Genomic DNA, 25,261 nt, shown 5'->3' with positions numbered 1-25,261 from the left:
GGAACGCGATGCCGTTCGGCAAGGTCACGGTCGTCCCGGTGAACGGGCACGGTCCCGAAGACGTCGTGGTCGACGACCAGGGGCACGTCTACACCGGCGTCGACGACGGCCGCATCCTCCGCGTCACACCGGACGGCAAGCGGATCGACGTCCTCGGCGACACCGGCGGGCGTCCGCTCGGGCTGGAGTTCTACGGCGACGATCTCCTGATCTGCGACGCCAAGGCCGGTCTGCTCACCATGCCGCTCGCGGGTGGTTCCGTGACGACCCTGGCGACGGCCGCCGCCGGACTCGATTTCGTGTTCTGCAACAACGCCGCCGTGGCGAAGGACGGGACGGTGTACTTCACCGATTCGTCCCGGCGCTTCGGCATCGACAACTGGCGCGACGATCTCATCGAGCAGACCGGCGGCGGACGTCTTCTGCGGCGGACCCCGGATGGCAAGATCGACCAGCTGGCCGACGGTTTCCAGTTCGCCAACGGCGTCGCGCTGCCACCCGACGAGTCCTATGTGGCCGTCGCGGAGACCGGCGCCTGCCGGGTCGCTCGCCTCTGGCTCACCGGCGACCGCGCCGGAACCCGTGACGTGCTGGTCGACGATCTGTGGGGCTATCCCGACAACATCTCGACCGGCAGCGATGGACTGATCTGGATCACCGTGGCGAGTCCGAAGGTGCCCGCGCTTTCCTTGGTACGCAAGCTTCCCGCGCCGCTGCGGGCCGGCGTCCGCGCGCTGCCGACAGCGCTTCAGCCCGCACCCGCGCGCGAGTGCGGCGTGCGCGGGGTGACGCCGGACGGGAAGCAGGTGCACGAACTGCGCGGGGAGATCGACGGGTTCCATGTGCTCGTCGGCGTCCGTGAACGAGCCGGAACCCTGTATTTCGGCTCGCTTGAGGACAACGCGATCGCCGTGACGACGCTCTGAGGTGGCGCGTGAAGTTCCCCTTCCCTCGGCTCAGCCGAGGGAAGGGGACCTCTTGGTCATGGCGCAGGCCGACGTCCATGAAGGAATTGGGACGTTGAGTGTCCCAATTCCTTCATGGACACGGGGTCGCACCCGGTTGCGAAGCTTGATCAACAGAACTTCAGGGGCATGCCCCTGAACCCGGTACACCTCGAGCGTGGAGGATTTGGGACCTTTACCGTCCCAAATCCTCCACACTCGCACCCCACAGGCATCAGCGATGCCACATCCGGCCCACCAAGAACAAGTGCCGACCAGCACTTATGCGACTTTGCCGGGCCCCTGGGCTCAGCCGAGGGAAGGGGACCTTCACGCGCCGGACGGCCGGGCGCCCTCAGTCCAGGCAGAATTCGTTGCCCTCCGGGTCGGTCATCACGATGAAGCCGTGGCTCATCGGGGGCCCGGGCTCGTGACGGCGTACCCGCTTCGCGCCGAGCGCGACGAGCCTGTCGCATTCCGCCTCGAGCACCGCCATTCGCTCGTCACCCTGGAGCCCGGGTGCCGCGCGGATGTCGATGTGGACGCGGTTCTTGGCGACCTTGTCCTCCGGGACCTGCTGGAAGAACAGCCGCGGTCCGATTCCCTCCGGGTCTTGGACGGCCGAGCTGGAATTACGCTGGTCCTCGGGCACACCGACCCGCTCCAGGAACTCTTCCCACGCCGCCAGTGGGTCCGCGCCCTCGGGTAGCTCGACACCCGGCGGGGCGGGGTGGACGTAGCTCAAGGCGTCACGCCAGAAGGTCGACAGGGCCTTCGGGTCGTGGGCGTCGAAGGTGATCTGGATTTCGCGGCTCTTTCGGCTCATGAGGGCATCTTGACACCCCTAGCGGACAGGATCGGTCCGCTATCTCTGACACAGTGGGTGCCATGGAGGACGAGCGAGGGACCACGGAACGGGTACTCACCCTGCTCGGGCTGCTGCAGCAGCGCCAGGTTTGGACCGGCCCCGAACTCGCCGACCGGCTGGGGGTCACGCCGCGCACGATTCGCCGCGACGTCGAGCGGCTGCGGGCGCTCGGGTATCCGGTGCAGGCCAGCAACGGGGTCGGCGGCGGGTATCAGCTCGGTCCTGGCCAGGACATGCCGCCGCTGCTGCTCGACGACGAGGAGGCGATCGCCACCGCGGTCTCGCTGCTGGCCGGGGCGGGTGACGGCGATGCCGCGCTTCGGGCGCTCGCCAAACTCGACCGGGTGTTGCCGATCCGGCTGCGGCACGAGGTGCGCGCGCTGTCCGGCTCGGTGGTCGCTTTCGACGGCAGCCGCGCCTCGATCGACGCCGACGTGCTCATGACGCTGGCCCGTGCCTGCCGGGACGAGGTCGAGGCGGGCTTCGACTATCCGTCTTCCGGACGGCGAAGGGTTGAGCCTTACCGCCTCGTCGCCTCCGGGAAGCGTTGGTATCTGTTCGCTTACGACCTCGATCGCGAAGGCTGGCGCACCTTCCGCGTCGACCGGATGTCCGAGGTTTCCGCGCGGTCGTGGCGGTTCCGGCCGCGTCCGGCGCCCGACGCCGCGGCCTATGTGCAGGAGAGTGTGGCCAGCCGGGTCTATCAGTATCAGGCGCGGTTCCTGGTGCACGCGCCCGCCGAGGTCGTGCGGGCGCAGATCCCGGCGTCGGCGGCGGTAGTGCGGCCGAAGGGGGACGCGCGGTGCGAGGTCCTGAGTGGGGCGGGGGATCTGGACTTCCTGCTGATGCACGTGGTGGTGCTGGGCCACGCTTTCGAGGTGATCGAGCCGGCGGAGATGCGGGAACGGTGCCGGGTTTTGGGGGAGCGGTTGCAGGAGGCCTCACGGTGAGAAGAGGGTCAGCGTCCGGTCCATCGGGGGGTTCGTCCAGCGGTCCAGGCGGCGTAGAACTCCCCGTGATCCTTCGCGGTCATCAGCAAAGCCTGCGTGATCGCCTCGAGTTCGATGGAGCTGCCCAGGTCCATGTCCAGCTCGCGGGTCAGCAGCACCTTCGTGGTCCCGTAGGCCAACGCGGGACCGTCCGCCAGCCGACGGGCCAGAGCCGACGCCGTGGCACTCAGTTCGGAATCCTCGACGACCTGCGAGGCCAGTCCGATCGCCTCCGCGCGAGCCGCGTCGATCTTGTCGCCCAGCATCAGCAGCTCCGTCGCCCGCCCCAAACCCACCAGCCGCGGCAGGAGATACGCCGAGCCCATGTCCGCCCCGGCCAGCCCGACCTTCGTGAACAGGAACGCGAATTTCGCCGACGACGCCAGTAGCCGGAAGTCACTCGCCAGCGCGATCACCGAACCCGCGCCCGCCGCGACGCCGTTGACCGCGGCGATCACCGGGATGGGGCACTCACGCAGCGCCTTCACCACCGCACCGGTCATCCGGGTGAACTCCAGCAGTTCCGCGGTCTCCATTTTCTGCAGCTCGCCGATGATCTCCTCGACGTCGCCGCCGGAGCAGAACCCGCGTCCGCGTCCGGTGATGACCAGCACCCGGACGTCGCCGCGATGCGGCAACTCGGCCAGCAGGTCGCGGAGGTCCGCGTAGACGTCGAAGGTGAGCGCGTTCAGCTTTTCGGGGCGGTCCAAGGTGACCGTGGCGACGCCATCGTCCACAGTGAACTCGAAATGTTCCCAGTTCGCGGTGATCGGCGGCGTGGCGCGGAACGGGCTCATGACTGGATCCCACCTCCATCGAGGACGAGTGTCTGTCCGTTGATCGCGGCGGCTTCGGGCGCCGCGAAGAAGGCCACCGCGTGGGCGACCTCGTCGGGTTCGAGCAGGCGGCCGAGCGGGGACGCGGCCGCGAGGGCGGCTTCCGCGCCGGCTTCGTCCCGGCCGGTCCGCTCCCGGATCCTGGCCACGGAAGCGGCCGTCATGTCCGTGCGCACGAAGGCCGGGCAGACGGCGTTCGCGGTGACGCCGGTGCCGGTGACCTCGGCGGCGGTGGCCCGCATCAGCCCGACTGCGGCGTGCTTCGACGCGGTGTAGCCGGCCGTGTAGCGGTAGCCGAGATGTGCCGCCGTCGAGGCGACCGTGACGATCCGGCCGGTGTCCCGTGCCCGCATCCCGGGCAGAACCGCCCGCGTGCAAAGGAAAGCGCCGGTCGCGTTGACCTCGATCTGGGTGCGCCACTGGTCGAGTGACGTCTTCGCCAGCGGAGCGCTCGACGAGACACCGGCGTTGTTCACCAGCACGTCCACCGGGCCGAGCGCTTCGAAGTACCGGGCGACGGCGTCCTCGTCGGTGACGTCGCAGTCGGCCCGGCCGGGTGCGTGCACCTGGTCGCCCGCGGCCTGGAACCGGGCGGCGACGGCCGCGCCGATCCCGCGTGTCCCGCCGGTGACGACGACGATCCTGCTCACTGCGCCTCCACCCGGCGCAGCGCGCGCCGATCGAGTTTTCCGTTGGCGGTGCGGGGGAGTTCGGTCACGAACACCACCTCGCGCGGATATTTGTGTTTCGCCAGCTGTGCCCGCGCGTGGTCCTTCAGTTCGTCGGCGGTCACGGAAGCGCCGTCGGCCAGTACGACGCACGCCCGCGGGACCACCAGCCCGTCGACGCTCACCCCCAGCACCGCACAGTCGACGACGGCGGGATGACCGATGAGGCAGTCTTCGATCTCGCTCGGCGCGACGAACACGCCGGACACCTTCAGCAGGTCGTCGGCGCGGCCGTGGTGGTGGAAGTACCCGTCGGTGTCGCGGCTGAACAGGTCCCCGGTGCGCAAGGTGTCGCCGTGGAAGGTCCGCGCGGTCTTCTCCGGATCGCCGTGGTACCCGCGGGCGATGGTCGGCCCGGTGACCTCCAGGGTGCCGATCTCGCCGTCCGGCAAGGCTTCACCGGTCTCGTCGATGATCCGCGCGGTGTAGCCCGGCACCTCACGGCCAAGACTGCCGACCCGCTGATCGCCGGGCCTGTTGGAGAGGTAGATGTGGTACGCCTCCGAGGAGCCGATGCCGTCGATCACCGGGACACCGAACAGGTTGTCCCACTTGCGATGCAGCTCCGAGGGCAGTGCCTCGCCCGCCGACGTCGCGAGCCGGAGGGAACTCATGTCCACAGTAGACGCCGCCGGATCGGCGATCATCGCGCTCATCATGGTCGGCACGTTCACCAGGATCGTCGGACGGTAGCGCTCGATCAGGGAGAACAGCAGGCTCGCGGTGCTGCGCTGCGGGAAGACGATCCCGGACGCGCCGACACCGAAAGGGAAGAGCGCGGTCAGATCGCGCGCGTAGCCGAAGAACAGCTTCGGCACGGCCAGCACGCGGTCGTCTTCGCGCAGGCCGAGCACGCCGAGCGCGTACCGCTCGAAGCTCTCCAGCGCACTCCGTGCCGGGTGCACGCAGGCCTTGGGGGAGCCGGTGCTGCCGGTGGTGAACTTCCAGATCGCGACGTCGTCCAGTGTGGTCGGCGCGGCTTCGAGCTCAGGAGCAGCAGAGGCGACCAGCGAGTCGAACGAATGCTCACCGGGTTCCAGGGCGAGATCGCCGACGACCAGCAGGTTCCGCGCCCCGGCCTCGCGCAGCGCCGGCAGCGTCGACGCGTCGGCGACGACCACCACGGCCTCGGTGTAGTTCAGGTAGTACGCGTAATCCTTGGGCTGCAAGAACGAATAGACCTCGGCGGTGACCGCGCCGATCTTCTGCGCCGCGTACCAGACGGCGACGAATTCGACGCTGTCGTTCAGCGCCAGCAGCACCCGCTGTCCACTTCGGACATCGAGGTCCCGCAACACGTTGCCTGCCCGGTTCACCAGCGCCGCCAGCTCCGCGTAGGTGACTTCCTCGTCGCCGCACAGCAACGCCGTCCGCTCACCGGGGAGCCGGTCGACGAAATGGGTCGCCAGGTTGAAGGTCATACCAGCTCCCGGATCGCCTCGACCAGGATGTCGGTGAGCACCGAGAAGGTCTCTTCGCCTTCCTCGGCGGTCGCCAAGGCGGGTTCCCCGCAGTAGGCGTCGGTCATCCCGGCCGAGACGAAATCCGTGGCATCGCCGCGCGCCAGATCGACGTGGACGGGCCGCAGCTCGCGTTGGATCGTGACGTCGACCAGGTCGGGCCGGTCCGCCAGCACCAGCGACGTCTCGTAGCGCCCGGCGTGGCATTCGCCGGAGCGGAACTCGTCGGTGAGCCGCGCCGCGTACCGGCGGCGGACCAGGTCGACGAAACCGATCCCGACGCCGTGCGCCGCTTCGACGGTCTTCACCACCCGCCGGAGCACCATTAGATGGGCAGGCTCGAAATGGTTGTTGACCAGCAGGACGCGGGGAAGGCCCTGCTCGATGAGCGCGCCACAGATCTCGGTCAGCAGCGCGTGCAAGGTCTCCTCGCCGATCGAGATGCCGCCCGCGAACCCCGCCGCGAAGCGGGTCACGCCGTAGGGCACCTCCGGGAGGATCAGCACGCGGATACCCGGATCACCGGCCAGCCGCGCCGCGGCGCGTTCACACATTCCTCGCGAGATCAGGGGGTCGGTGCTCAGCGGGGCGTGCGGTCCATGCGGTTCGACGGCGCCCACCGGGAGCAGCAGCACCGGAACGCGCTCGTGCGACGCGAGCGCCGCGACCTGACGTGAGCTCAAATCCGCGAAGTACGTCACCCGAATCAAGCTACACCGCAGCGGCCTGAGGTGTATAGAGTTGCGCCCATGCCCGCATCGTCCCCGCTCCACGGCGATCCAGCTCCCCAAGAGCTGGTGATGACGCTGCTCGGCACCTACGTGTCGCCACGGGAGAGCCGCCGTGTCTGGTCCGGTGGCCTCGTCAGCGTGCTGGCCGGGCTGGGCTTTTCCGACGGCGCGGCGCGGATCGCGCTGGCCAGGCTCGCCCGCCGCGATCTGCTCGCCCGGCACAAGGCGGGGCGGCTGGTCCACTACTCGCTGACCCGCCGCACGATCGCGCTGCTGGAAGACGGCGACCGCCGGATCTTCTCCCTCGGCAGACGCGAACGCGCGGTCGGGGAGTGGACCGTGCTGTGGCAGAGCATCCCGGAAACCCGTCGTCAGGCGCGGGAACGGCTGGTCCGCCGCCTGCGCTTCCTCGGCTTCGGCCCGGTGCAGGACGGCACCTGGATCGCCCCGCACGACCGCGAGGCCGAGGTGCTCGCCCTGCTGGCCGAACTCGACGTCTCCGAATACGCCGGGCTGATGCTCGGCAGACCGTCGCTCGCGCTCGACGTGCGGCGGTTCGCCGAACGTGCCTGGAACCTCGACGGCCTGGCGGCGCGTTACGCAGCGTTCGTCCGGGATTTCAGCGGATATTCAGGCGAGTTGCCTGACGCCGAGGCGTTCCGTGTCCGAACCTGGCTGACGCACACCTTCCGCGCCTTTCCCTCGCTCGATCCGGAACTCCCGGTCGAACTCGTACCGGCTCCGCCGAGCCGGGCCGCCGCGGTCGAACTCTTCCACGATCTCTACCAGGTTTTGGCTCCGGCGGCGCAACGCCATTTCGATGAGGTGACAGAAAAATGAACGACACTCAGGCGGCCTTGAGTTATACGTCCTACCTTTCGTTGGACGAATTGCTGGACGCCCAGCGTCCCCGGTCCGACGAGCACGATGAATTGCTCTTCATCGTCATCCACCAAGTGTATGAACTTTGGTTCAAACAAGTTCTCCACGAGGCGCTTTACCTGCAGGAGCAACTCGAGGCGGGTAACACCGCTCACGCCGTCCGCACACTGCGGCGGATTCTGACTATCTTCAAGGTGGTGGTCGCGCAGATCGATGTGCTCGAGACGATGACTCCGAGCCAGTTCACCAGTTTCCGTGCGCGACTCGACGCTTCGAGCGGGTTCCAGTCGGCTCAATTCCGTGTTCTGGAGGCCGTCCTCGGCCGCCGGGACGAGCGGGTGTTCGCGCATTACCCCGAAGGCGGTGAACAGCGCGCCCAGATCGCCGACGCGATGTCCCGGCCGTCGCTCTTCGATTCCTTCGTCACGTACCTCGCGGTGAAGGACTACGAAGTTCCGACCGGGCGCGACGTCACCAAGCCACTCGAACCCTCTCCGGCGCTCCAAGAGGTTCTGCTGCAGGTTTATCGCGATGACACCGGGCCGTCGGTCGTGGCGGAGCACCTGGTCGACCTGGACGAAGGGATGCAGGAGTGGCGGTATCGGCACGTGAAGATGGTCGAGCGCACCATCGGAGACAAGACCGGGACGGGGGGTTCGTCGGGAGCGCATTACCTGCGTACGACGCTTTTCCACCCTATGTTCCCGGACCTCTGGGCAGTGCGGAGCCGACTTTGACGACCCTCGACGAACTTCGCCGCGACCCCAACGCGCTCGCGGCGCACTACACGAAATTCGGGGTGGCGGACCGGATCCTGCTGACCGGGCATTCGCATCAGGCGTGGCCGGACGTCGCGGAGGAAGGTCTTCTCGAAGCCTTCGCCGACGCGGCCGAAGAGGTCGACACGAAGTGGGACCGCGCCTTCGCGAAGGCAGACGAGATGCGGGCCGGGTTCCGGGCGCTGCTCGGCGATCCGCACGGCGCCATCGCGCTCGGCGCCAGTACCCATGACCTGGTGATCCGCTTTCTGTCGGCGATGGACCTGCGCCGGCACCCCCGGATCATCACGACCGACGGTGAATTCCACACGCTGCGACGTCAACTGACCCGGCTGGCCGAGGAAGGCGTGGAGGTGGTCCGCGTCCCCGCGACGCCGGTCGACACGCTGGCCGAACGCGTCGCGGCCGAAGTCACCGAAGACACGGCCGCGGTGCTCGTCTCGGCCGTGCTGTTCGAGACCTCCCGGCTCGTGCCCGGACTGGCCCACCTCGCCGACGTCTGCCTCTCGAAGTCGGTGAACCTCGTCGTCGACGCCTACCACGCGCTCGGCGCCGTCCCGTTCGCGCTGCACGACCTCGGGCTCACCAACGCCTGGGTGCTCGGCGGCGGCTACAAGTACCTCCAGCTCGGCGAAGGCAACTGCTTCCTGCGGATGCCGGCGCACGCGCAGGAACTGCGCCCGGTCGTCACCGGCTGGTACGCCGAGTTCGGCACTCTCGCGGACGAGCGCCGACCCGGCCAGGTCGCCTACGCCAGTGGATCGGACAGGTTCGCCGGCGCGACCTACGACCCGACGAGCCACTACCGGGGCGCGCGCGTCTTCCGGTTCTTCGCCGAACAGGGGCTCACGCCGGAGTTCTTGCGTGAGGTTTCGCGGCACCAGGTCGGCTTCCTCGCCGAGGGCTTCGACAAGCTCGGCCTGCCCGACGACGTCATCACGCGGGACCGGGAGGCGCCGCTGGACCGCATCGGCGGCTTCCTGTCGCTGAAGTGCGCCGACGCCGGTGCGCTGCAGGCCGCCCTCGCCGACCGGGGCGTCCGGACCGACAGCCGCGGCGCGTATCTGAGGTTCGGGCCCGCGCCCTATCTGTCCGACGAGCAGCTGGACTCCGCGCTCCGCGTCCTCTACCAGGTCGTCCGGGGCTGACCTGTATCGAGAACGTCGCATCCCCGGCTTGGCGAACGCCCCGGGGAGATCTAGGTTTGCGATGTGGCACCGTCGCCGCCGGATGACCTTCGTGCGGGGACTGTGCCGATGATCCAGGATCTTCGCACGTGTGCCACAAGCAGCGTGCACTCCATGACAAGGAGTCACCACAGTGACCGAAGTGTTCGGCCAAGGCACCGGCCATGAACAGGTCGTCTTCTGCCAGGACCAGGCCACCGGCCTGAAGGCCATCATCGGGATCTACTCGACGGCGTTGGGGCCGTCGCTCGGCGGAACCCGGTTCTACCCCTACGAGTCCGAGGAAGCCGCGCTGGCGGACGTCCTCGCGCTGTCGAAGGGCATGGCCTACAAGAACGCGCTCGCCGGGCTCGACCTCGGCGGCGGCAAGGCCGTTATCATCGGCGACCCCCGGAAGCACAAGACCGAAGCGCTGCTGCGCGCCTTCGGCCGGTTCGTCCAGTCACTGGGCGGCCGCTACATCACCGCCTGCGACGTCGGCACCTACGTGCAGGACATGGACATCGTCGCCCGCGAATCGGAGTTCGTCACGGGCCGCTCGCCGGAGAACGGCGGCGCCGGCGACTCCTCGGTGCTCACCGCCTTCGGCACCTACCAGGGCATGCGTGCCTCCGCGGACGCCGTCTGGGGCGTTCCGGAACTCGCGGGCCGCAAGGTCGGCGTCGCCGGGGTCGGCAAGGTCGGGCACATCCTGGTCGGGCATCTGATCGAGGCGGGCGCGCAGGTGGTCATCACCGACGTCTCCCCGGCGGCGATCGAGCGCACCCGAGCGGCGTACCCCGGCGTCGAGGTGGTCGAAGACCTCGACGCGCTGATCCGCACCGAACTCGACGTCTTCGCGCCGTGCGCGCTGGGCGGCGTGCTCAACGACGAGACGGTCGGGCTGCTGCGCGGCAAGATCGTCTGCGGCGCGGCCAACAACCAGCTCGCGCATCCCGGCATCGGCAAGCAGCTCGACGACCGCGGCATCCTCTTCGCGCCGGACTACCTGGTCAACGCCGGTGGCGTGATCCAGGTCGACGACGAGCGGCACGGCTTCGACTTCGCGCGGGCGAAGCGCAAGACCACGGCCATCTTCGACACCACGAAGGCGGTGTTCGCGCTGGCCAAGGCCGATGGCGTCCCGCCGGCGACGGCGGCCGACCGGCTGGCCGAGCGCCGGATGGCGGAGGTCGGCGGACTGCGGTCGATCCTGACGGTGTAGGTCTCTCGTCCCGTAACGCCATGAAAGGTCCTTTCATGGCAGGGGGCGTCCTGCCGGACCAGCGAAGTAGTGAAGGCCTCCTTCATCACCCTGAGGGTAGGGAAGGAGGCCTTCACGGACTTTCGGCCAGTGCGGCCCGGACTCAGCCGCTCTTGCGACGGAAGGTGCGCTTGTTCGCGGCCGGACCGTGCGCGTGCAGGTTCTTCCCGCCCGCGTTCTCATGGGCCGAGCCGGTGCGGGCCTGCGCCTGCTTGCGCTCCAGTGCTTCGCGGAACTTGCGCTTGGTGTCGTCCTCTTCGCCATCCGCAGGGGACGGTGCCGGTTCAGTCATTGCTACCTCCGAGGTGACGACATGTGACGTTCCCAGCCTGTCAGGAACCACCACGGTTGGCGAGTCGATTTCGTCACCTGGCCGGTGCGGGCAGCGGGACGGGCCCGCCGAACTGGATCCGGTCCCGCAGCAGCGGCCGCCAGCAGTGGTCGCACAGCAGGATCGGCTTCAGCCGGTTACCGCAGTCCACGTGCTCCAGCGTGATGTCCGGCACCTGCCCCGGCACCTCGAAACCGCGTGACCACTCGGCGATGAAGGCCAGCGCGGGGAAGAACGCGAGCCCTTTCGCGGTCAGCCGGTAGTCGTGTGCGTCGGTGCGGGTCTTCGCGACGCCCGTCCGCAGGACGCCGACGTCCACGAGTTTGCTGAGCCGCCCCGACAGCACGCTCGGGCCGATCCCGAGTTCCCGTTCGAACTCCGAGAAGTGCCGCGCCCCGAGCAGCGCGCTCACCACGAGCCCGGTCGACCACCGGTCGCCGAGCAGTTCCATGGTGTCCGGGAAGAACATCAGCGGATCGCCTGCCAAGGACTCGGCGTCCTTACGGCGGAAGCGTTTCGTCGCCGTCGCTTCGACGACGCCGGTGTCGTCGAGCCGTCGCGCGCGGACGTCGCGGGCGTCGACGCGGCGTTCGCAGGCGGCGCAACCGAGCGGCGCCGAGGTGGCCAGTTCGCAGTCGAGGTGGATCAGCGTCGGCAGGACGGCACGCCGTCCCTCGACCCATTCCCGTTCCCAGGCCCAGATCGAGATCAGCAGCGGCCACAGCTCCAGGCCACGTTCGGTGAGCCGGTACTCGTGCCGGGTGCGCCGGGCGTCGCGGTAGGGCGTGCGGACGAGTACGTCGGCGTCGACCATCGCCCGCAGCCGCCCGGAGAGCGCGGTGGGGGAGATGCCGAGACGCAGCCTCAGTTCCTCGTAACGGCGGAAGCGCAGGAAGAGGCTCTGCAAGATCAGCAGGGTCCACTGGTCGCCGAGCAGTTCGAGCGCCCGGCGGAGCGGATCACCCGCCGGCCTGACGCGGGGCGCCGTCGCCTCTGTCACGTACGTCCTTCCGGAAGATGTCGCTGTCAGCGTACTACTGACTACAGCAATAGAAGCCTATTGACAGCTGGCTACAGAAATCATAGTGTCGCGGCAATCGGTCAACGCACCCGCAGGGGAGGGAAGCCGATGACGAGCACCTCCGAGGAACCGATCCTCGTGGCAGCCGCCACTGGGGAACCCGAGGTCAACCCGTACCTGATGGGCGTCTACGCCCCGGTCGGCGAAGAGATCGACGCGAGTGATCTCGAGGTCATCGGCAAGATTCCCGCGGACCTCAACGGCGTGTACCTGCGCAACGGGCCCAACCCCCGGTTCGAGCCGGAAGGCCGTTACCACTGGTTCGACGGCGACGGCATGATCCACGCGGTCCACCTGGAGAACGGCAAGGCCCGCTACCGCAACCGCTGGATCCGCACCAAGGCCTTCGAAGCCGAGTCGGAAGCGGGGAAGGCGTTGTGGAAGGGCGTCATGGAGTCGCCGAAGGGCAACCCGTTCGGCAACTCCCACGGCCTGAACGTCAAGGACAGCGCGAACACCGACCTGATCTTCCACCGAGGCCAGGTGCTCTCCACCTGGTACATGTGCGGCACGCCGTACGCGATCGACCCGCTCTCACTGGAGACCCTCGGCGCCGAGAACTTCCTCGGCACGCTGGTCGGCGACATGATGGCCCATCCGAAGGTCGACGAGCGCACCGGCGAGATGTTCTGGTTCGACTACGGGCCGCGGCCGCCGTACCTGCGCTACGGCGTGATCAGCGCGGACGGGCGGGTCGTGCGCACGACGGAGATCGAACTCCCCGGCCCGCGTCTGCCGCACGACATGGCGATCACCGAGAACTACGCCGTGCTGATGGATCTGCCGCTGATCCAGGATAGGGAAGCGGCCCGCAACGGACGGCACAAGCTGCTTTTCGACCGGTCGCTGCCGAGCCGTTTCGGAGTCATGCCTCGCTACGGCAACGGTAGCCAGATCCGTTGGTTCGAGGCCGGCCCGTGCTACATCTACCACGTCGTCAACGCCTGGGAGCAGGGCGAGGAGATCGTCCTCGACGTCTGTCGCGTCCAGCGTCCCGAGCCTGCGGCCGACGCGCGCACCCCGCTCGCCAAGATGCTGTCGTACCTGCGGCTGGACGCCTCGCCGCACCGCTACCGGTTCGACCTGCGGACCGGGCGGTGCGCCGAGGAGCAGCTCGACGACGACAACACCGAGTTTCCGTCCGTCGACTCGAGGGTGGTCGGCGGCCGGAATCGCTTCTCGTACGCGGTGCACATCTCGCCGGAGTCGACCCTCAAGTTCGACGGCCTCGTGCGCTACGACAATCGTGCCGGCACCAAGACCGAACATCGGTTCGGTGATGGCCGGTGGGGCAGTGAGGCGCCGTTCGCACCACGCGACGGCGCGGCCGCCGATTCCGCTGACGGCTATCTGGTGACGTTCGTCCAGGACGAGCGCGAGGGGCGCTCGGAGCTGGACATCTTCGACGCCGCCGATCTCGCTGCCGGACCCGTGGCCAGGGTCCTGCTGCCCCAGCGTGTCCCGCTCGGTTTTCACGCGACCTGGGTCCGGGCGGACCAGCTGGAACCTTCCCGTAGTTGAGTGATCCGGAAAGCCGTCGGCCGAGTCGCCCCATCGAGGGGGCGGGGCGACTCGGGCACGGCACCAAGGGCGGAACCAGGCCGATGACGGTCTTCGTTTTGGGTGGGGCACAGACCGATTTCGCGCGGAACTTCGCGAAAGAGGGCGCCGGGCTCTTCGAGATGTTCGCGGAGGTGGTGCCGGACGCCTTGGTGGACGCGCAAATCGAGGCGGGCGAGGTCGGGGTCGCCCACGTGGCCAATCTGGCCGCGGAGTTGTTCACCGGCCAGGCGCAGCTGGGCGGGCTGCTGGTGGCGGCCGTCCCGGATCTGGACGGGGTGGCGAGCGTCCGGCACGAGGCAGCGTGCGCCTCCGGAGGGACGGCGGTGCTCGCCGCGAGCGCCGACCTCGAATCCGGACGGTACGACGTCGCGCTGGTGACCGGGCTCGAACTCATGCGCAACGTCGACGCGCGCGCCGCGGCCGGGCACCTCGGCTCCGCGGCCTGGGTCGGCGCCGAGGCGGAATCGGCCGAATTCCCTTGGCCTGCCTTGTTCGCCGACGTCGCCGATGTCTACGACTGGCGGTACGGACTCGATCTCGCGCATCTCGGCCTGTTCGCGCGGAACGCGTTCGCGAACGCCGCGCTCAACCCGCTGGCGCAGGCGCGCGACTGGACCTTTCCCGACGGCTCGTTCGGGCAGGACGACGATCGGCTGAACCCGGTCGTGGAAGGCGTGCTGCGCAAGAGCGACTGCGGCCGCATCACCGACGGTGCGGCCGCGATCGTGCTGGCCTCGCCGGAGTTCGCCGCCGAGTGGGCGAAACGAACGGGCCACGACCTCGCGGAAGTCCCGCGCATCACCGGTTTCGGTCACCGGACGGCGCATTTGTCGTTGCGGGGCAAGCTGGATCGTGCCGAAGGGCAGGAATACCTGTTCCCGCACCTGCGCGGCGCCGTGCTCGACGCGTACCGGCGCGCGAAGGTGTCAGGCGCCGAGGAAATGGACGTCGTCGAACTGCACGACTGCTTCACGATCACCGCGCTGGTGGCGCTGGAACACCTCGGCGCGGCTCCGCCGGGAGCCGCGGGTCGGCTGCTCGAATCCGGCGCGATCGCTCGGGACGGCGTCCTCCCGGTGAACCCCGGCGGCGGTCTGCTCGGCCTCGGTCACCCGGTCGGCGCGACCGGGGTGCGGATGGTGCACGACGCCGCGCGCCAGGTGGCGGGAACCGCCGGGCCGCTTCAGGTCGAGGGCGCGCGGAACGTACTGGCCTTGAACATCGGCGGATCCTTCACGACTGTGGTCGCGATGGTCGTCGCCCGCTGAACCCACCGGCCGCGCCAAGCCGCTCTGGCGACCGCACCGAGCGCCGTCGCACCGGAAAGCGCGATCGCGGCGATGCCGGTCTCGGCGGTGAACTCGAGTTCGCCGAGCGTGCCGACGGTGAATCCGGAATGGACACTCCAGGCGATCACCGTCGTGCCGAACGCGGCGGCCGCCCTTGTCGCCACCGCGGTGCTCAGGACGACGAAACCCAGTGCCACCAAGGAGAAACCATGATTCTCCGCCGAACCCAGCAGCCCGGCCACCGACGCCGCGGCGACGACGGAGACACAACCGAACGGGAAACCGAAACACTCGGGATTCCTCATTCAGGACAGTGAACTCCTCGGCGTCTGGCGTGGCACCGGCGTGAACGGATTTCCTACGCGGCTGCCGGGAATCGTGACGAAATCCTGACGTCCTCAGGTCTTGCGTGCGCATCCGAGTCTCGGTCCGTGAAGGCCTCCTTCCCTACTTTGAGAGTCAGGGTCCCGGCAGAGTCGCGATCTTGCAGGTCAGTTGACTATTCCTGCACTGTCACGGGCCGCGCGCACCGGTGGCGGAGCTTGATCAACGGCAGATCAGGGACACTCAACGTCTCTGATCTTCCGTTGATCAAGGTCGAGCCGAGGTAGGGCGGGCCTGATTCTGGATGCCGCGGGGCTATAGGTGCGGTTTCGGAGGAATGGTGTGAGTGGCGGTTCGGGTGAGGGCCACTTGTGTCTTAGGTGCCTGCCATCGGGCGACACGCGTGATCCGGCGGAGGGCACGCGTGAGTGAACGGAGAACACGCGACGAAATCTGCCGCTTCCGCGTGTCATCCATCCGGTCACACGTGTCCTCCGTCTGATCACACGCGCCATCCATCCAGCCACGCGAAACCACCCACTCGGCCCCGGTCGTGAGTGGCGATTCGGGCTAGAACACGAAACGGCACTCACGACCCCCTCGCCAAACCCCGCAACACGCCCAAATCGGGCACATTTGTCTCGAAAAGTGTCCCTTATGGACAGTCCGGACCCGGGTGAGGCAAGGCCCCTTGCGTGGGCCCGCTCCCGCCGGGTCCACCACGACGCGTTCGTCATGTCCCGCTATAGAGGTGCAGCCGACCAGCACTTATGCGACTTTGCCGGGACCCTGGCCTTCAGGGTAGGGAAGGGGACCTTCACGTCAGCGAGGCGATCACGCCATGTTTGCCTTACCCCTCAATAGAACCCTACTTCGCACTCACGACCCGCTCGCGAAACCACGCATACCGCCCAAGTTGGACACTTACCCGTGCAAATAGGGTCCTTTGTGGACAGACCAGTCGCCGTCCCCGCTCCCGTCAGCCGGCCCGGACCCACGCCGGGGCACGCCACGACACATTCGCCTTGACCCCGCCCTAGTAATGGAGCCGAACAGCGATTATGCGACTTTGCCGGGACCCTGCCTTGAAGGTAGGGAAGGAGGCCTTCACGGAATCACGACCCGGCTTTGCGAGCGTGAGCGACGATCACTTCGGCGATCGCCGGCCACAGCTGCCGCGGCAATTCGTGCCCCATTCCGGGGAACAGCACCAATTCGGCGTCCGGGATCGCTTCCGCGGTCGCCTTCCCGCCGCTGACGTTGATCAGCGGGTCGCTCTCGCCGTGGATGACGAGTGCCGGGACGCGGACCTCGCGCAGCTTCTCCGTGCGGTCGCCCGAAGCGACGACGGCGGCGGCCTGCCGCAGTCCGCCCGCCGGGTGGTTCGCCCGGTCGTAGTTGCGCGCGGCCTTCATCCGCAGGAACTCCTCGTCGGAGGGATGGCCTGGCGAACCGACGAGTTTGAACCATTCGACGCCGTCCTCGATCGCCTGCGCACGGGTGGCGGCGGGCGGGCGGGTCAGCCCGGCGAGCGCGGCGGGCTCCGGATGCCCGACCGAGGGATCCCCGGTGGTCGACATGATCGACGTGAGGCTGAGCAGCCGTTCCGGGGAGTCGATCGCGAGTTGCTGCACGATCATCCCGCCCATCGACGCGCCGACGACGTGCGCGCGGTCGAATCCGAGCGCGTCGAACAGCCCGGCGACGTCGGACGCGAGATCCGAGAGCAGATAGGGGGCCGTGGTCAGGTCGCCCGCCGCGAGCGCGGCGAGGTCCGGCGCGGGAAGGTCGTCCAGATAGGTGGAGAGGCCGATGTCGCGGTTGTCGAACCGGACGACGTGGAATCCGCCCTCGGCGAGCAGTTCGCAGAAGCCGACCTCCCAGGTGACCATCTGGGCGCCGAGCCCCATCACCAGCACGAGCGGCGGATCCGCGGGGGAGCCGAAGGTGTCGTACTCGAGTTCGAGGCCGTTCACACGCGCGCGGGGCATGGCACGATCCTGCCCGGATGTCACCCGCCGTGCCACCGGCGGGCGGCGGATACGGTGTTCCGCATGCCGACTTTCCCTGAAGACGTGGGTTCCCGGCCCCGGTCACGCGCCGCTTCCGGGCGGCCGGCGGTCACCAGGGACCGGATCGTGGACGCCGCGCTGGAGCTTTCGGCGGAGTCAGGCCTGGAGAACTGGACGTTGCGGCAGCTCGCGGCCGCGGTCGACGCCTACCCCGCGGTGGTCTACCACCACGTCGGCGACCGGGACGCCGTCGTCGTCGCGGTACTGGACCGTGTGGTCGGCGAACTGACCTTGCCCGACAAGACCCTGCCGTGGCGGGCCTGGTTCGACGAATTCCTGCCGACCGTGCGGACGGTGCTGCGCCGCTATCCCGGGTCGGCGCGGCGGCTGGCCCTGTTCGGGCCGTCGGTCGCCGCCGCGGTGCCGACCATGGACACCGGCATCGGCCGTCTGCTCGCGGCGGGGTTCGGCGCCGAGGCGCCGTTCGCCTACAACCTGCTGCTCGCCACCGCCTGTCAGTTCGTCGCGATGGAGGACGACCGCGAGAGCGCGATGGCGCTGCAGCTCGACCGGTCCGAGGGCTACGCGGCGTATCGCGACCGGGAGGATCTGCCGGGGATGGCGGCGCTGGGCGAGTCGATCGCGGCGCTGGTCGCCGACCCCGATCTCGCGGCGGGCTACTACGGCCGTCTCTACGCCTACGCGGTCGAGCGCTGTCTCGACGGGCTGGAACACCGGCTCAGTCAGCTCCGGGCTCTCGAAAGTTTGACAGAGCCCTGACAGTAAATCGGCGTAATGTGGAGGAATACCGGTGCTCGTCACCGGTCCCGAAGCCCCTGGCACCAACCTCCCCCTCGAGGTGCCGGGGGCTTCTCCCCGTCAGCTCGATCAGCTCCGTGGTGCGGCGCGCTGGATCTCGGGGAAGACTTCGCCGACCAGGGTGACCAGCGACTTGCTGAGCAGCGTGTGCACCTGCTCGCGGCTGAGCGCGCCGCGGACGAGCCATTCCCGGCCGGCCGCCTTGACCATTCCGCCGAACGCGCGGACCAGCGCGTTCAGCTCCTGCCCGTGCCTGCTTTCGCGGGACAGGCCGACCGCTTCGAGCACCCGGTCCGCCGATTCGCGATCGGCCTCTTCGAGGATCCGCTCGACTTCGAGGTCCCGGCCGATGCCCTCCGGCGCGATCGCGGCCAGCCACATCTTCTCCTGCCTGGTGACCATGTCCAGGAACCAGTCGATGGCGACGTCGGCGCGTAGTTCGAGCGGGCCTTCCGGCAGGATCTCGATCGCGAGCCGCGGCACGGTCAGTGCCCGCCGGATGATCTCCAGGTACAGCTCGCGTTTGGTGCCGAAGTAGTGGTTGATCAGACCCCTCGCCACCCCCGCCTCGGCCGCGATGTCCGAAGTGGACACTTCGGAGTAGGGCCGATCACCGAAAAGCCGGGCCGCGCAGACGAAGATCTGTTCCTTGCGTTCGTCCGGTTCCAGTCTCCGCCATCTCGGCGCCGGCTCCGTGGTCATACGTCATATCTTCCCACGATCGATTCAGCCTGGCCGGTCGGTCGCCGGATTCCCGGCACCATGACTGACGCCGACCTGGTGCTCATTCAGCGCGAATAACGGGCGCGCCGACCCTCTGACCTGTGACATTGGAAAGCAAAGTGTCAGTTAATCCGGCGTGTACCGTCTGTTGGCCCGTTGGTCTTTACCGTCTTCTTTCAGGTGGCATGCCGTGCGCGCTGTCGGGGCGCGTTTGCCTCCTACCGGCCCGGCCTGGCGAGTAACCCCCCCTAGCTCGCCAGGCCCGGGCCTTCTTCACGCGGTGCGGGGCGTTCGGCGGGCAGGAGCAGCGTGAACGTCGTCGGCGACGGGCTGGTCAGCCGCAGCCGCCCGCCTTCCGCCTCGGCGAGGCTCCGCGCCAGCCGCAGCCCGATCCCGTTGCCTTCCCGCTCCTCGGTTTCTTCCCTGGTCACGAACGGATCGTTCCCGTCCGGGATGGCGCCCTCGTCGCTCACGTCGATGGCCAGCGCGTCCCCGGCGTCGCGGGCGAGGACGGTGACCGTGCCGGTGCCGTGCGTCGCCGCGTTGTCCAGCAGCACGGCGAGCACCTGCCGCACGGCCGCGTCCGCCGCCCGCGCCGGCAGTGCCTCGCGGCCGCTGATCCGGAGCGCCCTGCCGCGTCCGGCGAGCAGGCCGTGCCAGGTCTGCCGGACCTCTTCGAACAGTTTGCCCAGATCGAGCAGCGCGCGGGGAGCCCTGGTCTGTTTGGCCAGTGCCAGCAGGTCGTCGATGGTGCGTTCCAGCCGGTCGGCCGACGCGATGCCGTCGCGGATCGTCGCGTAGGGGTCGCGATCGGGACTTTCCAGCGCCGCCTCCAGTTGCAGGCGCAGCCCGGTCAGCGGGGTCCGCAGCTGATGAGAGGCGTCCGAGGAGAACGTCCGCTCCCGCTCCAGCGTCTCGCCGATCCGCATCGAGGTGACGTCGAGTGCTTCGGCGACCTGATCGATCTCGCGGACCCCGGTACGGTCGGCGCGTACGGTGAAGTCGCCTTCGCCGAGACGTTCGGCGGTGACGGCCAGCTCCTCCAGTGGCCGGGCCAGCCGGGCGGAGATCCGGAGCCCGATCAGCCAGCTGGCCCCGATCGCGATACCGCCGAGTCCGGCCATCTTCAGCCAGGTCACCCGGATCATCTGGTCCAGTTCGGACCGGGGATGGGCGGCGCGGATCACCCCGACCAGCGCCGAGCCGCTGTGCGCGGGGACGGCCAGGACCACTTCGTCGCCGCGTATTCCGTGCACCATGTCGGTGCGGTGCGCGCCGCGGACGAACTCGTCGGCGGTCGCCGGGCCGTTCCCGGCGAGGAGCCTGCCGGTCGGGCTGTAGACCGCGATCTCGATGCCCTGGATCCGGTCCTCGTCTTCCGCTTCCGCTTCGTGCTCGGGTTCGACGGGTTTGAGCTCCGGGATCCGGCCGTTGGCGAGGTCGCCGGTCACTTCGAGGGCGACGGTGTCGGCGGCGCGTTCGAGATCGTGCGTGGACATGCTCTCGTGGAATTCGGCGACCGCGAGGGCCAGCGGCACTCCGAACAGGGTGATCGCCAGCACCGCGGCCAGCACGGTGAGGGTCACGATCCGGCGGCGCACGGACAGAGTGTGGCCGACGCTCGCGAGGATCACCCGCCGGATGCGATATTTTGCCGTCCGTTGACCTGAGATCAAGGCGATGTTGACCCCTCGCGCCTTACCTTGGGGCCATGCGCCGACGTGCCGCCGTCATGGCAGGCCCGGGGCCCGGATCCGTCCCCCTCGTCCGGTTCGCCGTCCCGGGCGATTGTGTGGCAGTGCTGCCCGCCGGAGGAGGCGAAGCGCCCGTCGGTGGCCGCGGCGTCGGTGTGCTGCTCAGGCGCGGGAACCTCTTCGGCCACCTCACCGTCGAGCAGAACGTCGTGCTGGCCGGCAGGCTCGTCGCCCGGCATGCTCCGGAGAACGCCGCCGTCCTGCTCGAACTGGCCGGAATGGCCGGACGAGGTGACGCCTACCCTGGCGCGCTGTCGGCGCTGGAAGGCGCGCGAGCCGGAGTGGCCGTCGCCTTGGCGGGCGGGCCCGAAGTCCTCTTCGCCGACGAACCGGCGGGCGAACTCGACAGGCTTGCCGCGCTCGAACTCATGGACCTGCTGTGCGCCGTCGCGCGGCGCGGGACGGCCGTCGTCGTGGCGACCCGCGATCCCGACATCGCGGCGGCCGCGCACCGGATCGTGAGAGTGGCGTGACGACACCGCTGGTCCGCACCGACGAGCTGGCGCACACCTATGGCACCGGGCTGACCGCGGTGGTGGCCGTGCACGGCGTCAGCTGCGTGATCGGCGCGGAGACCCGCGCCGTGGTGACCGGCCGGGCGGGATCCGGGAAGACCACGCTGCTGCATCTGCTCGCCGGGATGAAGAAACCGACGGCCGGCACGATCGAGTGGCCGTCGTTCGAGCCGGTCCCGCCGGGTCCCGACCTGATCGGGCTGGTCCTGCAGGACGGCGGCCTGCTCCGCGATCTCGACGTCCGGCTCAACGTCGCTTTGCCGCTGGTCCTCGCGGGCCGCACCGGCACCGCGGTCCGCGACGCCGTCGACGGTGCCCTCGACCTGGTCGGCCTGGCCGGATTCGCCAAGAAGGCGCCCCGTGACCTGACCGGCGAGCAGATCCGGCTGGCGATGCTCGCCAGGGCACTCGCGCCCGCGCCGAAACTGATCCTCGCCGACGACCCGGCAGGCTGGCTGGACCGGCAGGCTCGGGAGCGGCTGCTGGGCAGGCTCGTGCGCGCGGCGGACCGGCTGGCGGCCGGACTGCTGGTGGCCACGGCCGAGCCCGCCCCGGCCGGGCTGTTCGGCGAGTCCTGGACGATGGTCGACGGGAAGCTGGTGCGTGACCTGTGATCGCCGCGATGGCGTTGTGGGTCGGCGGGATCGCGCGAGTGCGTCCCGCCAGGCTCGGCGTGTCCGCGGCCGGGGTCGCGATCGTGATCACGTTGCTCGCGGTGCACGGCTGGACCGGGGCTCCGGTCTGGATGCCCGCGACGGTGCTCGTGGTGCTGCTGGCCACCCCTTCGGAGCGTTCACTGCGCTCGGATCAGGACCTGCTGCGCGCCCGTGGCGCGACCGGCGGACAGGTACTCGCACTCGCGTCGGCGGAAGCCGTGGCCGCCGGGCTGGCCGGTGGCGTGGCCGGGCTGGTGCTGTCACTGGCGTGCGGTCTCCATACCGGATCCGGGACGACGCTTGTCTGGGAAATCGTTCTCCTGCTGCTCGCCGGGCCGCTCGTCGCGGCACTCGCCATCCTGCCCCCGGCGCTTCGTGAGTGGTATTTCGTCCCCGCCGACGACGGACCGCCCTGGTGGGCGCCCTACGGGCTCGACGTCCTTCTGCTCGCGCTCGCGTTCTTCTGGCCGCTGCTCGGCTGGGCAGGCGGCACGATGCTGCTGTGGCGGCTGGTGGAGCTGGGACTGCGCAAGGGAAAGCGGGCGATCGGCGGGGCGCTCAGGCCGCTCGTCTCGGGACTCGCGGGCGTGCTCGCCTTGTCCATTTCGTGGCGCAGCGCGTTGCTGGCGCGATCGGTGGTGCTGGTCGCCCTGGCGGTGGCGTTCGCGATCTCCACCATCTTCACCAAGGACGGCTGCAAAGCGGCCACTGTGGACATGGTGGCGTCACTCGTGCTCGCGGCCGCCGCGGCGGGGCCGTCGTTCGGGCTGGCGCTCAACGAACGGCGTCGCGACCTGCTGATCGTGAGCACGCTCGGCGGGAAACGCCGTCAGGTGGCCGCCTTCATCGCGGGCGACGCGCTGATCGTCGGCGGCGGAGGACTGATCGCCGGGCATCTGCTCGGCGTGCTGTTCGTCCTCTTCGCACAAGTGGAGGAGGCGCCTTCGCCCCACGGCTATTTCGGGTTGCTGGCTGCGGTGGTGATCGCGTCGTGCGTGGCCGCGTCGGCGCGGATCGCACAACTCGCCGCCCGCGACGAGGTCTCCGACCTCCGCGACTACTGACGCCTTCGCCGCTCAGCTTTCGAAGGGCTGTTCGAGCCGGTAGCCGTGGCCGCGCAGCGTCGAAATCCGCGGCGCCTGCTCGGGGGTGGGCGCCGATTCGGTCAGCTTCCGCCGAAGCGCGGCGATGTGGACGTCGAGGGTCTTCGTGGACCCGTACCAGTGCGCGTCCCACACCTCCGACATCAGGGTGTCCCGGCTGACCGCGACCCCCGGCTGTTCGGCCAGCCGGGCGAGCAGATCGAACTCCTTGGCCCGCAACGGGATCTCCCGTCCCCCGACGCTGACCCGCCGTCCGGCGGTGTCCACCCGCAGATGACCGACGGCGATCGCGGGCCTGCTCTCCGGCGGCGCCGTCCCGCGCCGCAGATGCGCCCGGACCCTGGCGAGCAGTTCGCCGAGGCGGATGGGTTTGGTGAGGTAGTCGTCGGCGCCGGCCTCCAGGCCGACGACGACGTCCATCTCCTCCTGCCGGGCGGTGAGGATCACCAGGACGGCGCCGGGGAGTTCGGCGCGCAGCCGTCGGCAGACCTCCACCCCGTCCAGATCCGGCAGACCCAGATCGAGCAGGACGAAGTCGATGTCCCCGGCCGCCGCGGCCGCGAGCGCGGTACGTCCGTCACGCTGCCAGGAAACCTCGTAACCGTGCAGGCGCAGGGTCGATTCGAGGACGCCGCCGATCGCGTCGTCGTCTTCCACCACCAGCAGCTTCGGCATGCGTCGGAGCTTAACCGTTGAACACTGTTCTTTTCGGGTAAGACGTTATGAAGGCCACCCGTTCTGTAACAGGGCGCTAACGGTTCCGTCGATATGTCCATAAAGGACAGAGTGCGGCCGCGGCGAGGCACAGCCAGGCGAACACGTCCCCGATCGTGCTGTACACGGTGTGTGTTCGCGGCTGTACCGGTAGATCCGCGACTAGGGTCTGCTGGTCGGTGCGGAAATAGTCCGCCTTCCCGAGCACTCGTCCTTGGCTGTCCACAGCCGTGGAGATTCCGTGGGTGGACTGACGAAACACCGGGAAACCGTTTTCCACCGCGCGGAACGTCACCTTTTCCGCGTGCAGGGACGCGAAGCCCTCCCAGTCGTTCGCGGGGACGAGCAGCAACGCCGTATCCTTGTCGGCGGCCTGACGCGCCAAGCCGGGGAAGTCCGCGTCGTAGCAGATGACCGTCGCGAGTCGTCCGTACGGCGAAGCCGCGGTCGGCACGACACCGGGGCCGGGCGTCATCGGCTCCATCGGCGTCGGATGCGTCTTGTCGTAGGTCCACAGCACTTCGCCGGAGGGGCCGACGAGCACCGCCACGTTCCGGATGTAGGGAGCCTGCGCCGTGTAGAGCGCGTAGGCGAGTGCGACGTGGATACCCGCACGCTTCGCTTCGGCGCCGACCTGGTCCAGCAGCGCGGCCTGATCACGTTCCAGTACGCGGGCATGGGTTTCCGGCCAGACCACGATCTTCGCGCCCGCCGACGCCTGCTGCCGCGTCCTGCCGACGAGATCTTCGGTGACCGGGGCGAAAGCGGCGCCGACGGCGGCGGGGTCGGCCGCGCTCACTTCCTGGGCACGCCAATACTTCACGCCGATCCGCTCCAGCGCGTCGGAACTCGTTCTGTCGGCCTCCGCGGCCGGGCTGATCCCCGCGATCCGCACCGTATGGGTCGTGGGAGCGTCGAACAGCAACCGCGCGCCGCCCGCGGCGAACACCAGGCCGAGCAGGCAGACGTGGACGAGGACCGTGCGCTTCACGCGCGGCCACCCTTCCACCCAACCGGTGTTCACCACCGAGGCGAACCACGCGAGGACGAAGGTCAGGCCGTACACGCCGGTCACGGACGCGACCTGGAGCAGCGGCAGATTCCCGGACTGGGTGCTGCCGAGCGCGCCGAAGTCCCCGAACCCGGTGATCAGCGTGAAGAGGTATTCGCCTGCCACGAGGGTCGCCGGGAACACCAAGGTCCGCAGCGCTCCGGCGCGTTCGGCGAACAGGCGGTCGGCCACGAACGCCGCCGTCTGCAGCAGGACGAGCAGGGTGAAGGCGAGCAGCGCCGACAGGACGAACAGCAGTCCGGTGACACCGAGCCAGAAGACCTGCCCGATCAGCAGGGACAGTCCGACCATCAGGACCGCGCGCCGGAGGGGCGCCCGACGGGCGTAGTTGAGCAAGAAGATCGGGAACACCCAGGCGGCGAGGGGAACGTTCCAGTCGGTGTGGACGGCGAGCAGGAGCAACGCGGTGCCCAGCCACCAGAGCAGCCTCTGATTCATACCGCGAACGTTAGGAAATCACGGCTGCCCGGACATCGCACCAAGGGAAGGCGCGGCCCTTACTTTCGTCAGGTACGGGGGAAGGAGGAGGCGGTGAGGGCTGGGTCAAGTTGGTCGTGAGTGGGGATTCGGGTTATTGAGGGGTAAGTCAAACGTGTCGTGTCGCGGGCTGTGGTCGCTGCTGCCTACGCGTTTCCCTGGTGGTGAAGGCTTCCTTGCC

25 protein-coding genes are annotated in these 25,261 nt (G+C 68.9%); 12 read left to right on the top strand and 13 right to left on the bottom strand.

Annotated elements, in window-relative coordinates; translation table 11 throughout:
- The first annotated feature begins 8 nt into the window (after positions 1-8).
- Positions 9-926 (top strand): SMP-30/gluconolactonase/LRE family protein, encoded by a 918-nt coding sequence (locus ACZ7KI_RS32630; protein WP_470276881.1) that lies wholly within the window; start codon positions 9-11, stop codon positions 924-926.
- Positions 927-1,299: 373 nt separating this feature from the next.
- Here the strand turns inward: ACZ7KI_RS32630 and ACZ7KI_RS32625 are convergent, their stop codons facing one another.
- Positions 1,300-1,770, bottom strand: a complete 471-nt coding sequence (locus ACZ7KI_RS32625) for a VOC family protein (protein ID WP_470276880.1) — start codon at positions 1,768-1,770, stop codon at positions 1,300-1,302.
- Between the two features lie 62 nt (positions 1,771-1,832).
- On the opposite strand from ACZ7KI_RS32625, the gene ACZ7KI_RS32620 reads away from it, so the two are divergent.
- A complete protein-coding gene (locus tag ACZ7KI_RS32620) occupies positions 1,833-2,762 on the top strand; it encodes a helix-turn-helix transcriptional regulator (RefSeq protein ID WP_470276879.1) in 930 nt (309 codons plus the stop codon).
- 8 nt (positions 2,763-2,770) lie between these two features.
- On the opposite strand, the gene ACZ7KI_RS32615 is transcribed toward ACZ7KI_RS32620, so the two are convergent.
- From ACZ7KI_RS32615 to ACZ7KI_RS32600, 4 genes are read right to left on the bottom strand one after another with little or no spacing between them, the layout of a single operon-like run.
- Positions 2,771-3,598, bottom strand: coding sequence for an enoyl-CoA hydratase family protein (locus tag ACZ7KI_RS32615; RefSeq protein ID WP_470276878.1), 828 nt, complete (start codon positions 3,596-3,598; stop codon positions 2,771-2,773).
- Positions 3,595-4,287: an SDR family NAD(P)-dependent oxidoreductase gene (locus ACZ7KI_RS32610; RefSeq protein ID WP_470276877.1), complete on the bottom strand. Its 693-nt coding sequence runs from the start codon at positions 4,285-4,287 to the stop codon at positions 3,595-3,597. The genes ACZ7KI_RS32615 and ACZ7KI_RS32610 overlap by 4 nt, the downstream gene beginning before the upstream one ends.
- On the bottom strand, positions 4,284-5,786 hold the full coding sequence (locus tag ACZ7KI_RS32605; protein WP_470276876.1) for a benzoate-CoA ligase family protein: 1,503 nt from the start codon (positions 5,784-5,786) through the stop codon (positions 4,284-4,286). The genes ACZ7KI_RS32610 and ACZ7KI_RS32605 overlap by 4 nt, the downstream gene beginning before the upstream one ends.
- The gene (locus ACZ7KI_RS32600; protein ID WP_470276875.1) at positions 5,783-6,526 is read right to left on the bottom strand and encodes a creatininase family protein; all 744 of its coding nucleotides are present in this window, start codon (positions 6,524-6,526) and stop codon (positions 5,783-5,785) included. Before ACZ7KI_RS32600 ends, ACZ7KI_RS32605 begins: the two co-directional genes overlap by 4 nt.
- A 48-nt stretch (positions 6,527-6,574) precedes the next feature.
- Between ACZ7KI_RS32600 and ACZ7KI_RS32595 the strand changes: the two genes are divergently transcribed.
- The 4 genes from ACZ7KI_RS32595 to ACZ7KI_RS32580 all read left to right on the top strand — a co-directional run bounded on the left by ACZ7KI_RS32595 (position 6,575) and on the right by ACZ7KI_RS32580 (position 10,608).
- Positions 6,575-7,396 (top strand): PaaX family transcriptional regulator, encoded by an 822-nt coding sequence (locus tag ACZ7KI_RS32595; protein ID WP_470276874.1) that lies wholly within the window; start codon positions 6,575-6,577, stop codon positions 7,394-7,396.
- Positions 7,393-8,175, top strand: a complete 783-nt coding sequence (locus tag ACZ7KI_RS32590) for a tryptophan 2,3-dioxygenase (RefSeq protein ID WP_470276873.1) — start codon at positions 7,393-7,395, stop codon at positions 8,173-8,175. The genes ACZ7KI_RS32595 and ACZ7KI_RS32590 overlap by 4 nt, the downstream gene beginning before the upstream one ends.
- On the top strand, positions 8,172-9,365 hold the full coding sequence (locus ACZ7KI_RS32585; protein ID WP_470276872.1) for a DegT/DnrJ/EryC1/StrS family aminotransferase: 1,194 nt from the start codon (positions 8,172-8,174) through the stop codon (positions 9,363-9,365). The genes ACZ7KI_RS32590 and ACZ7KI_RS32585 overlap by 4 nt, the downstream gene beginning before the upstream one ends.
- Positions 9,366-9,537: 172 nt before the next feature.
- Positions 9,538-10,608 carry a Glu/Leu/Phe/Val family dehydrogenase gene (locus ACZ7KI_RS32580; RefSeq protein WP_470276871.1) on the top strand — a complete coding sequence of 357 codons (1,071 nt, stop codon included), beginning with the start codon at positions 9,538-9,540 and terminating at the stop codon, positions 10,606-10,608.
- A gap of 142 nt (positions 10,609-10,750) precedes the next feature.
- On the opposite strand, the gene ACZ7KI_RS32575 is transcribed toward ACZ7KI_RS32580, so the two are convergent.
- Together ACZ7KI_RS32575 and ACZ7KI_RS32570 are read right to left on the bottom strand one after the other, a co-directional pair.
- Entirely contained in the window at positions 10,751-10,939 is a 189-nt protein-coding gene (locus ACZ7KI_RS32575; RefSeq protein WP_126735540.1) for a DUF5302 domain-containing protein, read from the bottom strand.
- 73 nt (positions 10,940-11,012) lie between these two features.
- The gene (locus tag ACZ7KI_RS32570) at positions 11,013-11,978 is read right to left on the bottom strand and encodes a winged helix-turn-helix transcriptional regulator (RefSeq protein WP_470276870.1); all 966 of its coding nucleotides are present in this window, start codon (positions 11,976-11,978) and stop codon (positions 11,013-11,015) included.
- A gap of 129 nt (positions 11,979-12,107) precedes the next feature.
- On the opposite strand from ACZ7KI_RS32570, the gene ACZ7KI_RS32565 reads away from it, so the two are divergent.
- Both ACZ7KI_RS32565 and ACZ7KI_RS32560 read left to right on the top strand, forming a co-directional pair.
- Complete coding sequence (locus ACZ7KI_RS32565; RefSeq protein ID WP_470276869.1) at positions 12,108-13,580, top strand: carotenoid oxygenase family protein; 1,473 nt, start codon at positions 12,108-12,110, stop codon at positions 13,578-13,580.
- A gap of 83 nt (positions 13,581-13,663) precedes the next feature.
- Positions 13,664-14,890 carry an acetyl-CoA acetyltransferase gene (locus ACZ7KI_RS32560; protein WP_470276868.1) on the top strand — a complete coding sequence of 409 codons (1,227 nt, stop codon included), beginning with the start codon at positions 13,664-13,666 and terminating at the stop codon, positions 14,888-14,890.
- On the opposite strand, the gene ACZ7KI_RS32555 is transcribed toward ACZ7KI_RS32560, so the two are convergent.
- The gene (locus ACZ7KI_RS32555; protein WP_470276867.1) at positions 14,806-15,216 is read right to left on the bottom strand and encodes a hypothetical protein; all 411 of its coding nucleotides are present in this window, start codon (positions 15,214-15,216) and stop codon (positions 14,806-14,808) included. The genes ACZ7KI_RS32560 and ACZ7KI_RS32555 overlap by 85 nt on opposite strands.
- Before the next feature lie 1,134 nt (positions 15,217-16,350).
- Positions 16,351-17,226, bottom strand: coding sequence for an alpha/beta fold hydrolase (locus ACZ7KI_RS32550; RefSeq protein WP_470276866.1), 876 nt, complete (start codon positions 17,224-17,226; stop codon positions 16,351-16,353).
- 63 nt (positions 17,227-17,289) lie between these two features.
- Between ACZ7KI_RS32550 and ACZ7KI_RS32545 the strand changes: the two genes are divergently transcribed.
- Positions 17,290-18,027 (top strand): TetR/AcrR family transcriptional regulator, encoded by a 738-nt coding sequence (locus ACZ7KI_RS32545; RefSeq protein ID WP_470276865.1) that lies wholly within the window; start codon positions 17,290-17,292, stop codon positions 18,025-18,027.
- A 108-nt stretch (positions 18,028-18,135) separates the two neighbouring features.
- On the opposite strand, the gene ACZ7KI_RS32540 is transcribed toward ACZ7KI_RS32545, so the two are convergent.
- Together ACZ7KI_RS32540 and ACZ7KI_RS32535 are read right to left on the bottom strand one after the other, a co-directional pair.
- Positions 18,136-18,768, bottom strand: coding sequence for a TetR/AcrR family transcriptional regulator (locus ACZ7KI_RS32540; protein ID WP_470276864.1), 633 nt, complete (start codon positions 18,766-18,768; stop codon positions 18,136-18,138).
- 269 nt (positions 18,769-19,037) lie between these two features.
- The gene (locus tag ACZ7KI_RS32535) at positions 19,038-20,423 is read right to left on the bottom strand and encodes a sensor histidine kinase (RefSeq protein WP_470276863.1); all 1,386 of its coding nucleotides are present in this window, start codon (positions 20,421-20,423) and stop codon (positions 19,038-19,040) included.
- A 77-nt stretch (positions 20,424-20,500) separates the two neighbouring features.
- Here ACZ7KI_RS32535 and ACZ7KI_RS32530 point away from each other — a divergent pair, with 77 nt between their 5' ends.
- Genes ACZ7KI_RS32530 through ACZ7KI_RS32520 form a run of 3 tightly spaced genes read left to right on the top strand, consistent with a single transcriptional unit; the run spans position 20,501 to position 22,778 of the window.
- On the top strand, positions 20,501-21,016 hold the full coding sequence (locus ACZ7KI_RS32530; protein WP_470276862.1) for a P-loop NTPase family protein: 516 nt from the start codon (positions 20,501-20,503) through the stop codon (positions 21,014-21,016).
- Positions 21,013-21,672, top strand: coding sequence for an ATP-binding cassette domain-containing protein (locus ACZ7KI_RS32525; protein ID WP_470276861.1), 660 nt, complete (start codon positions 21,013-21,015; stop codon positions 21,670-21,672). The genes ACZ7KI_RS32530 and ACZ7KI_RS32525 overlap by 4 nt, the downstream gene beginning before the upstream one ends.
- Positions 21,669-22,778, top strand: a complete 1,110-nt coding sequence (locus ACZ7KI_RS32520; RefSeq protein ID WP_470276860.1) for an FtsX-like permease family protein — start codon at positions 21,669-21,671, stop codon at positions 22,776-22,778. Before ACZ7KI_RS32525 ends, ACZ7KI_RS32520 begins: the two co-directional genes overlap by 4 nt.
- A 12-nt stretch (positions 22,779-22,790) precedes the next feature.
- Here the strand turns inward: ACZ7KI_RS32520 and ACZ7KI_RS32515 are convergent, their stop codons facing one another.
- Positions 22,791-23,492 (bottom strand): response regulator transcription factor, encoded by a 702-nt coding sequence (locus tag ACZ7KI_RS32515; protein WP_465464102.1) that lies wholly within the window; start codon positions 23,490-23,492, stop codon positions 22,791-22,793.
- A 76-nt stretch (positions 23,493-23,568) separates the two neighbouring features.
- A complete protein-coding gene (locus ACZ7KI_RS32510; protein WP_470276859.1) occupies positions 23,569-25,041 on the bottom strand; it encodes a nitrilase-related carbon-nitrogen hydrolase in 1,473 nt (490 codons plus the stop codon).
- Positions 25,042-25,261: the final 220 nt, after the last annotated feature.

This window comes from Amycolatopsis sp. NPDC039088, from assembly GCF_055598845.1.
Note: the sequence above shows the minus strand (reverse complement) of the source record. Positions and strands in the feature narration are given on the sequence as shown.